The sequence below is a fragment of the Pedobacter cryoconitis genome, from assembly GCF_014200605.1.
GTDB lineage: Bacteria > Bacteroidota > Bacteroidia > Sphingobacteriales > Sphingobacteriaceae > Pedobacter > Pedobacter cryoconitis_B.
On record NZ_JACHCE010000001.1, the window covers coordinates 1,317,057 to 1,335,015 of the forward strand.

At 43.2% G+C, this 17,959-nt stretch carries 1 protein-coding gene; it reads left to right on the forward strand.

Annotated elements, in window-relative coordinates:
• Positions 1-31: 31 nt before the first annotated feature.
• Positions 32-17,956, forward strand: coding sequence for a non-ribosomal peptide synthase/polyketide synthase (locus tag HDE68_RS05575; RefSeq protein WP_183879705.1), 17,925 nt, complete (start codon positions 32-34; stop codon positions 17,954-17,956).
• Positions 17,957-17,959: the final 3 nt, after the last annotated feature.

Below are 17,959 nucleotides of genomic sequence, written 5' to 3' on the forward strand. Positions count from 1 at the left end.
TAAGAACCCTTACCTCATAAAAAACATAATTATGCCCAATTTTAATTTAATTGATGTAGTAGAGCTGCTAAATAAAGCGAATAATGTCGGTATCAAGATTACTCTGGATGACGACAAGCTAAAAATTAAGATGCACAAAGATCAGGTGATAGATAGCAGTTTGATGGATGAGTTGAAACTGAGGAAAGAACATCTGATTACTTATTTCAAAAAGCATAGCGCTGCCGCGGTTATTGCTGATGAAAATAAAATTGTACCCTTTGAAAGGGGTACAATCAAACATATCCCGCTTTCTTCTGGCCAGGAACGTCTTTGGTTTCTGGATCAGCTGGAAGGCAGTACGGCCTATCATCTCCAAACGGTCTTAAGGCTTAAAGGGAAGCTTGATCAGCAGGCACTGGAATTTGCGCTCAACGGGATTGTCAACCGCCACGAAGTCTTAAGAACCGTAATACTGGCAGAAGACGGGAAACCATATCAGCATATTTTGCCTGAAAATGGCTGGAACCTGTCTGTTGTTGATGATCTGATCTATAAGAACAATCCGGAAGCTTTGCGTGCAGGGATTAAAGAACTCACAGATGCACCGTTTAACCTGGCTGCTGACCATATGTTACGCGCTTATCTGATTGTGCTTGGTGAAGAAGAATATGTGCTACTGGTTACGATGCACCATATTGCCTCAGATGGCTGGTCTATGGGGGTTATTGTGAATGAACTGATCGAATTTTATAATGCCGGTACAGAAAAAAGGCAGGCAGAATTGCCTGTGCTGGAAATACAGTACGCAGATTACGCCGTATGGCAGCGGGAAAAGGTTTCCCCGCAGATAGAAAAATTCCACCTGGATTACTGGAAAAAGAAATTAAATGGGGTAGCTACCTTATTTTTACCTGCTGATTACCCTCGTCCGGCAGTACAAAGTTCAAAAGGTGCGGTAAGTGAGTTCAGTTTTGGCTTAGCACTGGCAGAAAAACTGCAGGCCTTGTCCCGCAGTCATGATACGACCTTGTTTATGACCTTACTGACTGCATTTAAGGTCTTGTTATACCGTTATACCGGGCAGGATGATATTTGTGTAGGTACACCTACTGCGGGGAGGACACAGCAGGAATTAGAAGGTTTAGTTGGTTTTTTTGTAAATACACTGGCATTGCGCAGTGATTTGAGTGAAAATCCATCGTTTGAAGCTTTATTACAACAGGTCAAAGATACCACACTGAGTGCTTACCAGCATCAGGACCTTCCCTTAGAGAAGATAGTGGAAGCTGTTGTAAAAGAGCGTGATCTGAGCCGTAATCCATTGTTTCAGGTATGTTTCACTTTGGTGAATACCTCTGGTGATGGTGATTTGAAACTTCAGGAGGTAGAACTTTCTGCAGAACCAATGGAGCTGACCAAAATACAATTCGATTTTACACTTACGCTCAGAGAAACTGCAGAAGGCCTTTCGGGGGCAGTTGAATACAGTACAGATCTTTACCGGGAAGAAACGATTTCCCGTATGGTTGGTCATCTTGAGCTATTGCTGAACGCAATAGCAGAGAATCCGGTCACCAGGATTTGCGATCTGGAAATGCTGAGTACAACTGAAGAACAATTACTGCTTTCTTTTAATGAAACAGCTGCTGATCATGGGCTTGAACCCGGGACTACTTTATTGGATGCCTTTGCGATACAGGTTGAACATGCGCCTGACGCGATTGCGATCGTGTTTGAAGAGCAGTCTTTGAGTTATAAAGAATTAGATGAGCAGGCTAACCAGCTTGCACATTATCTGGCTGTTAAAGGGGTGACCACAGAGACCCTGGTTCCTATCTGTTTAGGCAGGTCTCTGGAAATGATTATAGGGATTTTTGGTGTCCTGAAAGCAGGGGCAGCCTATGTGCCTATCGATCCGGACTATCCGGCATCAAGAATCAGTTATATTTTAGAAGATACCGCGGCCAGCGTAATTATTACGGATGGGAATAGTAAACCAAAATTACCGGCTCTGGCAGGTCACATTGAAGTGATTGCACTGGATGAAGAATGGCATGAAATAGGTGCGCATGCCAAAGGGCCTGTTAACACCTCGTTAACAGACGAAAACCTGGCTTATGTAATCTATACTTCTGGTTCGACCGGAAAACCAAAAGGGGTGCTGATTGAACATAATGGGGTGGTCAACCTGGCTGTAAGCCAGCGGAATGCACTCCGTTTAACCCATGGAACAAGATTCCTGCAGTTTGCTTCTTTTGGTTTCGATGCATCCTGCTATGAAGTATTTAATACCTTATTGAGTGGTGGGGTACTGGTATTGCCAAAAAAAGAAGACCTGCTATCGGCTGAAAGTTTTGGGGTGATGGTTAAAAGGCATCAGGTCGAAGTCGTTACTTTACCACCTTCTTATCAGCATCTGGTTAAGGATGTACTGGGGCCGGTTACGACCGTGGTATCCGCCGGAGAGCCATTAAACCGTGAAGATGCCCGTTATATTAAAGCTAAAGGTGTTCGTGTAATTAATGCATACGGCCCTACTGAAAATACAGTTTGTACAAGTTTAACAGACGAACCCATACTAGAAAATAATACAGTTGTTATCGGTAAGCCGATAGAAAACGTACAGGTTTACATTCAGAGTGAACAGGGGAGATTATGCCCTGTGGGGGTTGCAGGAGAATTATGTGTTGGTGGTCCGGGGGTAGCCCGTGGTTATCTGAACCGTCCTGAACTTACTGCTGAGAAATTTATCGGGGATACTTATCTCCCTAAACCGGGCGCACGCTTGTACCGTACGGGTGACCTTGCCCGCTGGTTGCCTGGCGGACATATTGAATATCTTGGCCGTATTGATGATCAGGTAAAAATCAGGGGTTTCCGTATTGAACCCGGTGAAATTGAAGCCGAATTGCAATTGTGTGACCTGGTAAATGCAGCTGTTATTGCTGTGAAGTCAGATCAGAATGGAACTCACAGGCTGATTGGTTATGTCATCCCTGAAGGTGCTTTTGACAGAGAAGGAATTGTGGCTTATCTGAAAGATAAATTACCGGATTATATGATTCCTTCTATCTTGCTTCCGATAGAAAGTATACCACTTACCCCTAATGGTAAAATTGACAGGAAAGCCCTGCCTGAGCCTGGAGATGTGATGGTTTCTGCGAGTGATTATGTTGCTCCGAGAAACCCGATGGAGCAGACATTGACTGCAATCTGGCAGGATTTATTGGGTGTGCCGAAAGTGGGTATTCATGATAATTTCTTTGAGTTAGGTGGTGATTCTATTGTTACTATACAGGTTGTAAGCAGATCGAAACGTGCTGGTTATGATCTTCATCCAAAGGATTTGTTTATTTACCAGACTGTAGAGAAACTATCTGCATTATTACTGGCCAGAAAGAGTAATGAAGTTACTGCCGAACAGGGACAGCTGGTTGGAACAGCAGGTTTATTACCTATTCAGCAATGGTTCTTTGAGGCGACCGGGCCAAATCCATCGCATTTCAATCAGCAGGTATTATTGAGTATTGATAAGGATATTGAGCCTGCAACTCTGGTTGCAGCAGTTGAGCAGCTGGTTACTTACCATGATGCTTTGCGTTTTGCTTATAAATCCACAGGACATGGCTGGGAGCAACACTACGGGCAGTCTGCCGGTGCTTTGAAAATTGTTGATCTGCAAAAATTATCAGCTCATCAATTGCAGGATGAGATAGAAGCGGTTTGTGATCAGACTCAGCGCAGTCTGGATATTGAGCAGGGAATACTTTTTAGTGCAGTATTAATGCTGACTCCTGAAACAGATGTGCATTACCGTCTTTTACTGGTGGGCCATCACCTTGTTGTGGATGGTGTGTCCTGGCGTATCCTGCTGGAAGATATAGGTTTACTGATTGCACATCCTGAGCAGCAGGCAACTATTGTTTTAGGGCATAAAAGCAGCTCTTACCGTCAGTGGCATAGTGCATTGGTAAGTTACAGCCAGCGTCGCCGTTTAATGGGTCAGCAAAGTTACTGGGAAAGGATCACTGCTGCATTTCATCCGCTGAAAACCGAAAAAGAAGAAAAAGGAATAGTTACGATTGCAGATACAGTTGATTATACCTCAAAACTGGATAGCGGGGTTACCCGAAGTTTATTACAAGATGCAAACCGTGCCTATCATACCGAAATCAATGATCTTTTATTAAGTGCATTGGCGCTTACATTAGCAGAGTGGAATGGTAACAGTCAGGTTTCTATTGGATTAGAGGGGCATGGCCGTGAGGATATTTTAAAAGATATAGATACCAGCCGTACGGTAGGGTGGTTTACCAGTCTTTTCCCGGTATTGCTGGAAGTTAAAGAGGATCAGGATTCAGCTTCGCTGTTAAAAACTATTAAAGAGCAGTTGCGTCAGGTTCCCGATAAGGGAATTGGGTATGGCGTATTGAAATACATCAACAAAATTGACACTTTGCAAGGCTCAGAGCCCTGGGATATTACTTTCAACTATTTAGGGCAGCTGGATAATCTGGTTAATGCAGAAGATTCATTAGACGGTGCTATCGAAAATACCGGGGCTGCAATTGATGAGGCTTATCCTTTAAGAACGAATCTGGCTGTCAATAGTGTGATTCAGGGAGGCGTACTGCTGGTCACCTGGACCTATAGCACCAGGCATTTTACAGCAGAAGCGATTGCCGGGTTATCAGATGCGTATATGTCTCATCTGGAAAATCTTGTTGAACATTGTATTAACCAGGTACATGTTTCTTATACGCCAGCGGATTATAACCTTAGCGGGGTGGTTACCAGCCAGGAACTGGATGTTTTTCTGGAAGAAGATTTTAATGGAATGCCGCGCAGAACGCAACTGGAAAGTATGTACCGGTTAAGCAGTTTACAAGAGGGAATGTTGTTCCATAGTATCTATGATGGTCAGGCAAGTGCTTATGTAGAGCAGTTTACAGGTGAACTGACGGGTTTAAATGTGCCAATATTTTTGCAAAGCTGGCAATATCTGTTAGCTCATCACAGTATTCTGAGAAGCGGTTTTTATTATGATGTGTTCTCAGTTCCGGTACAATGTGTTTATCATGAAGTTGAATTGCCTGTAACCATGCTGGATTATCGTCATTTGGATGAAGCTGAACAGTTACTTGCAATTCAGGAGTTTGAAGCAAATGCAAAATTGGATGGATTTGACTTTACAGTCGCTCCGTTAATGCGGATTACGCTGACACGTCTGGATGATAACCGTTACCGTTTACTCTGGAATTTCCACCACATGCTTTTGGACGGGTGGTCATCGCCGGTATTGCTTGAAAAGCTATTGCTTGCTTATGAGGCACTTGTGGCTGGCAATCCATTGCCGGTAATTGCTAAAGATAATTACGAAGATTATATCCGTTACACGGAGCGCCGTGATAAAGAAGAGGAAGAATTGTATTGGCGCGGTTATCTGAAAGGCATCAGCGAAGGGTGTTTGCTTCCATTTGTCAGCACAACTGTGAACCGGAATAAGGGGATCGGTGAGTACCGTCAACTGCCTTTAATCTTAAATGCGGCCTTCTCTGCACAGCTTTCCCGTTTTGCACAAAGACACCGTGTAACAGTGAATACGCTGATACAAGGGGTATGGGCTTATTTACTGTACCGTTATACAGGCCGTCCGGATATCGTTTACGGCGTTACCGTATCCGGCCGTCCGGAAGATCTGCCAGGAGTAGAACGTGCGGTAGGGATGTATATCAATACACTGCCTTTATATACCGTAGTAGAGGGTTCTGCGGGTATTATACAATGGTTACAGGAGTTGCAGATCAGTCAGTTGCAAAGCAGAGAGTATCAGCATACCCCTTTAAACGTGACTCAGAAATGGGCAATGGCAGAGGGTGATCTTTTTGATAGTTTATTAGTATTTGAGAATTATCCGGCCAGTAAAGTAGTTTCAGATTCTTCTGAGGACAATGTTGAGCTGCAAAATGCACAGATGCGTGAACAGACAAATTATCCGCTAAGCCTGATTGTTTCTTCTGGTGCATCAATTAATGTGGTATTGAGTTATAACAGCACATTATTGGAAGATAATTACGTAGCTGCTATTGCTGCGCATATAGAACAGGTATTCAGGCAACTGCTTGTCCATGAAACAGGTACGCTGGCAGATATAGAGTTGCTGAGCAGTGCAGAACAGGAGCAATTGCTGAAAACGTTCAACAACACAGCCACTGTTTATCCGCATGAACAAACAGCGGTCAGTATTTTTGAGGCACAGGTTTTAAGAAGCCCTGCATCGCCTGCCCTGGTTTTTGAAAATCAGGTTTATACTTATCAGGAATTAAATGAGCGTTCTAACCAGCTTGCGGGCTATCTGCGCAGCAAAGGAATTACAATTGACGCATTAGTGCCTATTTGTCTGGATCGTTCGTTAGAAATGGCCGTAGCGATTTTGGGTGTTCTCAAAGCAGCAGGGGCTTATGTTCCGATTGATCCGGGTTATCCTGAAGACAGGATCAGCTTCATGCTTGAAGATACGAATGCTTCGGTTGTAATTACAACCAGCGACCTGAAAACAAGTATCGGGGCTTTTGCTTCAGCAGATACAGTTTTACTGGATACTGATTGGGAGAAAATCAGCACCTGGGCGGTTACCGCACCATTGAATCCTGCCAAACCCGCAGACCTGGCTTATGTGATTTATACTTCTGGTTCAACCGGCAAACCTAAAGGGGTTATGGTGGAACATGCAGGGATGCTGAATCACCTGTATGCTAAAATCAATGATTTACAATTAACAGCAGAAACGGTAGTTGCTTTTACCGCTTCTTATACTTTTGACATTTCCGTCTGGCAGTTGTTCTCAGCATTGCTTTGCGGTGGTAAAACAGTGATCTATTCTTCGGCAGGAATCCTGGAGCCAGCGCTACTGATTGATGCAGTTGAAACTGATGGGGTTACAATTTTGGAATTGGTTCCGTCTTATTTAAATGCTGTTTTACAGGAGAATATATCAGTTCACCTCAACAAATTATCTTACTTACTGGTTACTGGTGAAGCAGTCAGTCAGCCTTTACTGGCACATTGGTTTGCCCATCCTCACTATGGCCGTATCCCTGTTGTGAATGCTTACGGACCAACCGAAGCATCGGATGATATCTGTCATCATATCATGTATGAGACGCCATTACGGATCAGTGTTCCTGTGGGTAAACCGGTACAGAATATGCGTATTTATGTGTTATCTTCCGGCGATCAGCTTTGCCCTGTGGGTGTACCAGGTGAGATCTGCGTAGCTGGGATTGGTGTGTCCAGAGGCTATCTGAACAGGCCTGATCTGACTGCCTCGCGTTTTGTAAATACGCCATTTGAAGAAACAGGCAGGATGTACCGTACCGGAGATTTAGGCCGCTGGTTACCTGATGGCACAGTTGAATATCTGGGCCGTATGGATGACCAGGTTAAAATCCGTGGTTTCCGTATCGAGCTTGGAGAGATCGAAAATGTCTTACAGCAGAACGAGGCTATCGTACAGGCAGCTGTCATTGTAAAAACAGATGAGAGTGGGAATAAACGTTTGGTCGCTTATGTAGTAGCAGAAGGTGTTTTTGACCGTGAAGGGACTGTGAGCTGGTTAAAAAATCATTTACCGGAGTATATGGTCCCCGGGCTTTTTGTTGCGCTTGATGAATTACCGTTAACAGGAAATGGTAAAATAGACCGTAAAGGTTTACCCGATCCTGATATGGGTTCTTTACAGACGGGTGCTTATACCGCTCCGCGTAACGGGCAGGAAGCTATCCTGGCTGAAATCTGGCAAGAGCTGTTGCATATCCCTAAAGTGGGTATTTATGATAACTTCTTTGAGCTGGGAGGAGATTCCATTATTACGATTCAGGTAGTTAGCCGTGCGCGTCGTGCCGGTTTCAGTCTGCATCCGCGTGATTTATTTGTGCATCAGACCATAGCTGGTTTATCGGCTTGTCTGTTAACCGAAGCAGAGAGTGCTTCTTCTGGTGAACAAGGTTTATTAGAAGGGGAGAGTGGTTTACTGCCTATTCAGCAACACTATTTTGAATCTGGCGCTACCGCAATTTCTCATTACAATCAGGATATACTGCTTTCCATTGATAAAAGTGTGTCAACAGAGACCATTTCTTCTGCGATCAGTCAGTTAGTTGCTGCACATGATGTATTGCGTTTTACTTATGAGCAAACAGCAGAAGGCTGGAAACAGGCTTATGGTAACCATACCGGAACGCTTGAAATAAGCGATTTACGTCAGGTATCATCCGAAGACCTGCCAGCTGCAATTGCTTCAAACAATGAACAATATCAAAGCAGTCTGGATCTGACTGCTGGCGTTGTTTTGCGTACTGTATTGCTGTTAACCCCTGATACGGAAGTAAAAAACAGATTGTTGCTTATTGTACACCATCTTGCTGTAGATGTGGTCTCGTGGCGTATACTGCTCGAAGATCTGGAATTACTCTTGTCAAAAGAACCGCTTCCACCTTATAAAACTGCTTCTTACCGTCAATGGTACCAGGCATTGGAAAGCTATGCTGCACGCAAAGCTGTACAGCATCAGCGCCGTTACTGGGAAACAGCTGTCGCAGCGGCCAGGCCAATGCGTACGGTTCATGCCTGGTCAGAAACACTGACCATTGCAGACATTGAGCAGCATACCGCTGTTCTGGATGCTACACTTACCCGCCAGTTACTGCAGGATGTACCGCGTGCGTATCATACCGTAATTAATGATGTATTGTTAACTGCACTGGCATTGACTTTAGCCAGATGGAACAATCACGCGCAGGTAGTTGTTGGTCTGGAAGGTCATGGCAGGGAAGACTTTATTCCGGGTATTGATATCAGCCGTACCGTTGGCTGGTTCACTAGTTTATACCCGGTTATGCTGTCTGTTGATCCTGACGCTGATTATGGTTTACAATTGAAGCATATTAAAGAACAACTTCGCCAAATACCAGATAAAGGTCTGGGATATGGTGTTTTAAAATATATAGATAAAGCCAGTGCTTTACAGGGTATTGATCCATGGGAAGTAGAATTCAACTATTTGGGGCAGCTGGATAACCTGGTTCAGGAAGAAGGAAACACACTTTTATCAGGTGCTGCTGAATCTACCGGGCGTTCCACTGCCGAGAGTCATCCGATCAGAGAATTGCTATCGGTCAACAGTTTTATCCAGGGTGGTGAATTGCGGATGAGCTGGAGTTTTAGCAAGCGTCATTTCACGGCCGATGCGCTGATCGCAATAGCTGCGTCCTATCTTGAAAACCTTGAAAATCTGATTAAGCATGCTGTCGCTGTAGAAATCCCCGTGTTTACGCCTTCAGATTATAACCTGGGTGAGGAGATCACCAATGAAGAACTGGACAAATTCCTGGATGCAGATTATAACGGTGCCCCGCGTCGTTTGCAACTGGAAAGCATGTCACGTTTAAGTGGTTTACAGGAAGGGATGCTGTTTCATAGTTTTTACGACGAGCAGACCGGAGCTTATAGTAAACATTTTTGCTGTGACCTGGTTGCACCTAACATTGATTTTTTCATACAAAGCTGGAATGCTGTAATACAGAATCATACGATCCTGCGTACAGGATTTAATTACAAGGAATTTAAAATTCCTGTACAGCTTGTTTATTCTGATGTAAAAATGCCTTTCAGGGTGTTGGATTGCAGTATGCTGAACAAGGAAGAACAGCAGGATTATATCAATAAGTATAAAGAAGAAGACCTTAAAAAAGGCTTTGATTTTACAATTGCGCCGCTCATGCATATCTCTCTGCTGAAGCTTGACAATGACCGTTATCACATGTTATGGACCCACCATCACATCCTGCTTGACGGCTGGTCTATGCCAATCCTTATGGAAGAGCTGTTCAATAACTATGAGCTGCTTGCAAGCGGAAAAGCGATACAGGTTGGAACTCCCGACCGTTACGAAGATTATATCCGTTATATCGAACGTCAGGATAAAGAAGAGTCAACGGCGTACTGGCAGAAATATCTTGATGGACTGGAAGAAGCAAGTTTACTGCCTTTTATTCAAACTATTTCTGAGCGTACCAAGGTACAGGGCGGATATGGTGATGAGAAATTACATTTTGATGCTGCATATGCTGAGCGCTTATTTGCTTATACACAGCAGAACCGGGTCACCATCAATACCCTGATGCAGGGGGTTTGGTCATATCTTCTATACCGGTATACAGGACGAAAGGATATTGTTTTCGGGGTTGTTGTTTCTGGCCGTCCGGAGAATTTATCAGGTGTAGAAGATGCAGTGGGTATGTATATCAATACTTTACCGTTACACAACAAAATACATTTATCACAGTCTATTGCTGAAGGTTTACAACAGCTGCAGACTGAACAGTCAGAAAGCAGGGCCTACCAATATAACAGTATGAGTGAAATACAGCGCTTATTTGGTATTGGAGGTGATCTGTTTGATACACTAATGGTTTTTGAAAACTATCCGGTGAGCGAAACACTGGATGCGCAGCCCTGGAAATTAAACGTAGAGAATATCTCCACTCAAGAACATAGTAATTTTCCTTTAGGTATTATCATCGCTGCCGGCAAAGAAGTATCGATAAATTTCACCTATAACAGTCTTTTAGAACCGGGTTATGTCAAAGCAATAGCTAGTCATTTCAAAGTAGTGCTGGAACAGATTATTTCTTCTAAAAACCTGAAATTCGGGGATATTGATCTATTCACAACGGTTGAAAAAGAACATTTACTTCATGATTTTAATGATAAGAGTATTTCAGCTGAGCCTTCACAGACCGTTATTGCCCGCTTTGCTGAACAGGTAGCCAGAAACCCTGAAAGCCTGGCAATCGTTGAAGGAATTAATTCTTTAACTTATAAAGAACTGGATGAACGCTCATCGCGTTTTGCACATTATTTATTGACAAAAGGTGTGAAAACTGGTGTTCTGGTACCTGTATGTCAGGAAAGATCTGCAGGGATACTGGTTTCTATACTGGCTATTTTGAAGGCCGGCGGGGTTTATGTTCCTGTCGATCCGGGTTATCCTGCCGACAGGATTCAGTACATGCTGTCTGATATTGACGCAGGACTGCTGATCGCTAATGAAAAAGTATTAGCAGGTTTACCAGTAATTCCTGAGCTGGAATTAATTAATCCTGAATATTTAAATGAGGAGCTCAACCAGTATCCTGTGACTGCACCTGGTATCACTTTAAGTTTAGCGGATCTGATTTATGTAATTTACACTTCAGGTTCTACTGGTCAGCCAAAAGGGGTACAAGTTTCACATGGAGGGGTCTCCAACATGGTAAGCTGGTATCTGGCACGTTATGAAATGACTGCGGATAGTCAGACTACTACTGCAGCAGGGGTAGGTTTTGACGCCTTTGGCTGGGAAATCTGGCCAGCCCTTAGTATAGGGGCGACCCTTCATATCATTGATGATGAGCTGCGTTTATCACCATCTGGTTTAATAGATTATTATAATAAAGAAAGCATTACCCATACTTTATTATCTACTGTCATGGTACCTGAATTTGTATCGGCCAGCAGAGATCAGAAAATTCCGGCCCTGAAATATGTACAGGCCGGTGGGGATAAACTTGCCGCAGTAGATCTTAGGGGATTAACATATCAGATTGTCAACAACTATGGCCCGACAGAAAATAGTGTTGTCACAACAAGTCATATACTTTCTGCTGAAGATGGAAATACAGCACCGTCAATAGGTATTCCAATCAGTAATACCAGGGTTTATATCGTGAATTCAGAAAATAAACTGAGCCCGGTAGGTGTTGCCGGAGAATTATGTATCAGTAGTGCCGGTATCGCAACAGGTTATCTGAACAGGGAATCTCTTACTGCAGAGAAATTTGTGAAAAATCCTTTCCATACAGATTGGGGAGGGAAAATGTACCGCAGTGGAGACCTTGCACGCTGGTTACCTGATGGCAATATTGAATATCTTGGCCGTATAGATGATCAGGTGAAAATCCGTGGTTATCGTATCGAATTAGGTGAAATAGAAAATGTTTTGCAGGAAAGTGATTTAGTCAGAAATGCAGTTGTGCTGGTTAAAGCCGATGATCGTGGTCATAAACAATTGGTAAGTTATATTGTACCAGAAGGACCATTTGACAAGGAAGGTATTATTGCCTATCTGAAAGAGAAACTTCCGGCTTATATGATCCCTGTATTATGGGTGTCCATTGAAAAACTGCCTTTAACCAGTCATGGTAAAATAGATAAGAAAATGTTACCTGAGCCGGGTGTCAGTACTTTGGTGAACAGTAATTATGAATCACCACGAACTGCGGCCGAACAGGCCCTGGTTGCTATCTGGCAGGATTTGCTTCGTGTGGATCAGGTTGGTATCCATGACAATTTCTTTGAATTGGGCGGCGATTCAATCATTACCATTCAGGTGGTGAGCAGAGCTAAAAGAGCTGGTTATGAATTTCAGCCGAAAGACATATTTGCAAATCATACCATAGCTGGATTATCCGGATTGCTGGAAGAAAGAACGCATGTTGTTTCTTATGCCGAAGAAGGTTTCCTTACTGGTGAAAGTGGCTTATTACCTATTCAGCAATGGTATTTTGATTTGGAAAATCCTTCGGTATCACACTTTAATCAGCATATGCTTTTAACTGTTTCTAAGCAGATAGATTCTGATGTGATTTCTGATTCTGTATTGCAATTGGTTAATTATCATGATGCTCTGAGGTTTACTTATACAGAAAAAGGAGATAAATGGGAACAGGATTATGGTATCTACACCGGGGCATTGGAAACTATAAACCTGGAAGAACTGGACGTTGCTGATGTAGCTGCTGCGATCAGACAATATGGTGAACAGGCACAACGCAGCCTGGATATCGGGCAGGGAATTATCTTTAGGGCAGTATTATTTTTAACTCCTGAAAAAGATCAGAATAACCGTTTATTACTGGTTGTTCATCACCTTGCAGTGGATGGTGTTTCCTGGAGGATCTTATTGGAAGACCTTGAACTCCTGATCAAACAGCCGGGCAAAAATGCATTGTCTGTTCTGGGAAATAAAAGTGCTTCGTACCGTCAATGGTATAATGCATTGGAAGGGTATGGAAAAACGATATCCAAACAGCATGTTTACTGGACAGATGTTGCAAAACATTATATTCCTTTACCTGAAGACCATGACTATACAGCGCATTTGACGATGGATGATATGGGAACCAAAGTGACCAGGCTGGATAGCAAAGAAACTCAGCGTTTATTGCAGGAGGCGCTACAGGCTTATCATTTAGAAATCAATGATGTGCTTTTATGTGCACTTGTACTGGCCCTGTCACAGTGGAGCGGTATTTCGCGGATTTCTATTGGACTGGAAGGACATGGACGTGAAGATATTATGGCCGGTATTGATACCAGCCGTACTGTGGGCTGGTTTACGAATCTTTATCCGGTATCTCTGGAAACAGAAGCCGGCAGGGATGCCAGTTATGCATTAAGGTCAATTAAAGAACAATTAAGAAAAATACCGGCAAAAGGAATAGGCTTTGGGGTATTGAAATACATAGAGAAACTGGCTGCCCTGCAGGGGAAAGGTTCATGGAATATCATATTCAACTATCTTGGACAGCTGGACAACATGGTCAGTGAGCAGGGAGAAATAGGTATGGCCAATGAACAGGCCGGTAACAGTATTGCAGATGATTATCCTTTCACGGATAAGTTATCAGTAAATACCATGATTCAGGGTGGAGAGTTGCTGATTGACTGGAGTTATAGTGCCAGACATTATGATGAGGCAAGTATTGATCAGTTAGCCAGCTTGTATATGGAGCATTTGCAAAACCTGATCAGCCATTGTGCTGAACAGGTTTCACCGGCTTTTACTCCATTTGATTATGGTCTGAATGGTTTGGTTACTGTCAATGAGCTGGACAGGTTCCTGGATGAAGATTATCAGGGTGCGCCAAGAAGGTCACAGCTGGAAAGCATTTACCGTTTAGGTGGTTTACAGGAAGGAATGCTGTTCCATGAGTTATACAATGAACATGGTGCGTTTACAGAGCAGCTTTCCTGCGATCTGCTGACTTTGCAAACAGATAAATTCATTCAGTGCTGGGAAATGCTGATTAAACAGCATAGTATTTTAAGAACGGGTTTCCACCATGATGTATTCTCTGTACCGGTACAATGTGTTTATAAAGAGGTGCCGCTTTCGACAACTTTGCTGGATTATCGCGGTATGAGCGTGCAGGAGCAGGAACTGGCTATAAAGGAATATGAAGATGCAGACCGGATCAGAGGATTTGATCTGAAAACAGCACCGTTAATGCGGATTTGTCTGATTCAGCTTTCTGATGCTCAATACAGAATGTTATGGAGCTTCCATCATATTCTGCTGGATGGATGGTCTGTACCTGTATTATTAGCTGAGCTGTTTGGTAATTATGAACAGCTCGAAGCTGGTAAACCTGTAGAAGAACAACCTGCAGACCGTTACGAGGATTATATCCGTTATATCGAAAAGCAGGATAAAGATCAGATAACTGCTTATTGGCGTAATCATCTGGCACCTGTCGAAGAAGGATGTTTACTTCCTTTTGTTAGCGCAACAGCAGACCGTACCCGTGGTATCGGAATGAATGAAAGTATCATTCAGTTTGATGCTATTTTGACTGAGCAGGTTTCAAATTATGCAAAACAGCAGCATTTAACAGTTAATTCGCTGATGCAGGGTGTCTGGGCCTATCTTTTATACAGATATACCGGCCGTGCCGATGTCGTTTATGGGGTTACTGTATCCGGCCGTCCCGAAGATCTTGCAGGTATTGAAAGAAAAGTAGGGATGTATATCAATACCTTACCGCTATATATCCATGTGGATCAATCTGTAGATATCAGCACCTGGTTGCAGGAAATACAGCAGGGACAGCTGGAAAGCAGGGAATATCAATATACTACCCTGAATGACATTCAGCGGCTGACCAGTATCAAAGGCGATCTTTTTGACACTTCTATTGTTTTCCAGAATTTTCCTGTCAATGAATCTGACCTGCAAAAAGGCGGAGAACTTGAAGTCAGTGATATAGTTGTGCATCCGCAAACCAATTATCCGCTGACCATTAATGTGATCACAGGCAGGGAGATCAATCTGTTGTTTATTCATAATGATGAATTGCTGGATACAAAGACGGTGGAAATGATGATGGGCCATTTCAAACAAGTGCTCTTGCAGTTGGTAGACAAAGGAGTGAAAACCTGGAAAGAAGTTGAATTGATCACGGCCGGGGAACAAGAGCAATTGCTGGTTACTTTTAACAATAAAGTTGTTGCCTATCCGGATACGCAGACATTGGTCGATCTGTTTTTACAGCAGGCCGTTCTTACGCCTGATGCTCCGGCAATTGTATTTGAGGAGGTAACCTGGTCTTACCGTAAACTGGATGAAGCTTCAGGGAAACTGGCTAATTATCTGCGCACTAAAGGCGTGAAAACTGATACACTGGTTCCGGTTTTCCTGGAAAGATCAGCTGAAATGGTTGTGGCTATTCTGGGTGTAATGAAAGCAGGCGGGGCTTATGTACCCCTGGATACAACATATCCGGCAGAAAGGATCAGTTATATATTGGCCGATACTAAAGCTTCAATAGTGATTACTACCGGAGATATCAGCCATCGCATTTATAAGGTATCTGATGTGCCGCTGGTATTGCTTGATCAGGATATTGCTGTCATTAACAGGTATCCATCTGCTATTGAAGCAGGCGAGGTAAAACCAGGGGATCTGGCTTACGTAATTTATACTTCCGGTTCTACCGGACAGCCAAAAGGGGTAATGGTAGAACATGCAGGTATGTTAAATCACTTGTATTCAAAAGTTAATGATTTGCAGCTGAATGCAGAGAGTATCGTTGCTTTTACTGCTTCTTATACTTTTGATATCTCTGTATGGCAGATCTTCTCAGCCCTTTTAAGCGGGGGGCATACGATTATTTATCCTTCAAATCTGCTGCTGCAGCCGGCTGCACTTTTAGAGAAAGTGGAAGAAAACGGGGTTACTATATTAGAGCTGGTCCCTTCTTATCTGGCAGCTGTTCTGCGTGAAGAGCTGACCACTAAGCTGGAAAAACTGCAATATCTGCTCGTTACCGGAGAAGCAGTTAGCCAGCCATTGTTAGCTCAATGGTTCGGACATCCTGATTTTGGCCGTATCCCGGTAGTGAATGCTTATGGGCCTACAGAGGCTTCGGATGATATCTGTCATTATGTGATGCATGAAACCCCTGAGCAAATTAATATACCACTGGGTAGTCCGATCCAGAATTTGCAGGTATATGTGCTGAATAATGAATTAAATCTTTGTCCGATAGGTGTGATTGGTGAAATCTGCGTAGCAGGTATAGGGGTTTCCAGAGGGTATTTAAACCGTCCTGACCTGACTGCTGCAAAGTTTATTGTCAATCCGTTTAATACGACAAGTAAAATGTACCGTACGGGTGACCTTGGCCGTTGGCTGCCCGATGGCAATATCGAATACCTTGGCCGTATTGATGATCAGGTTAAAGTTCGTGGATTCCGGATTGAGCTTGGGGAGATTGAGAATGTCTTACAGCAATACGAAGATATCAGTCAGGCAGTTGTGGTGGTTAAAGACGATGCAAATGGGAATAAACGCCTGATCGCTTATCTGGTCACTAATACCAATTATGATAAAGAGTTAATGCTAAATTGGTTAAAAGGATTACTGCCAGAATATATGGTGCCATCCTTTTTTATCACCCTTCAGGAACTTCCATTAACTGCTAACGGTAAGATAGATAAGAAAGCATTGCCCGATCCGGATACCAATGAATTACTTGCTACGGCCTACATCGCACCAAATAATCATTTACAGGCTGCACTGGCTACAATCTGGCAGAATATGCTGGGCGTACCAAGAGTTGGTATCCATGACAATTTCTTTGAGCTTGGCGGACTTTCTCTTTTAGTGATTGGTTTAGTTTCGGTGATTAAAAAAGAACTGGATCTGAAAATTAGTGTCCGGGATATTTTCAATTATCCGACTATAGCTGAACTTGCTGAAATCCTGTATCTGCGAATAGAAGAAGCCGGCCTTTCTGCAGATATATGGAAAAATTCTTATAGTGAGCATGTAATATTGTTAAATGATGGTCCGGTTTCATTCCCTGTATTTATGTTGCCGGGGGCAGCAGGTATTTGTGAAGTGTATACTGCTTTAGGAAGTTCACTGAACGACACTTGTGCCCTTTATGGATTACAGATGCCGGGGGTATTTGAAGGAGAAGCTCCTGAACATGATGTAGCCGTGATTGCTGCCCGTAATATTGGCTGGATGAAAGAAGTACAGCCTGCCGGCCCGTACCGTTTCATCGGACATTCTATGGGGGGGATCATGATTCACGAAATGACAAAACAGCTGGAAGCTGCGGGCGAAGAAGTACAGACAGGGATTATTTTAGATAAGGATACTTCTACGGACAGTTCGGTCCACGGTAATGAGGATAATGGGGAATTACTCTTCAGATTGGCCATGGTCGTATTTGAACTGGGCAGTATTGTAACTAAACCTTACCCTGAATGGATCTGGAAACTGAAAGAAGCATTTTCTTTAGCAGACAGGGAAAAAATCATGCCGGTAGTGACTTCAATTGTCCTGGAAAATATTGGAAATAACAAGCATTATGCTAGCTTTATTTTAAGGATATTAAATCTGGTTATCAGTAATGCATTTATGGAATATACAGTTACAGATCCTGTTAATGCCAGCCTTTTAATTGTAAAAGCTGCACAAACCCCCTGGGAAGAAAGTAGTGAAAGTTTGGGCTGGGAAGCCTTCGCTGCAAAAACACAGGCTATTACTGTGCCCGGCGATCACGATTCACTGGTGGGAAATGCTCACGTACAGGTATTGGGAGCTGAATTAACAGCGTACTTGCAACAATTTAAGGGATAAGAA

What these genes read in the sequence shown, in the direction of transcription:
- HDE68_RS05575 (WP_183879705.1), top strand. Translation starts at nt 32, where the DNA reads ATGCCCAATTTTAATTTAATTGATGTAGTAGAGCTGCTAAATAAAGCG.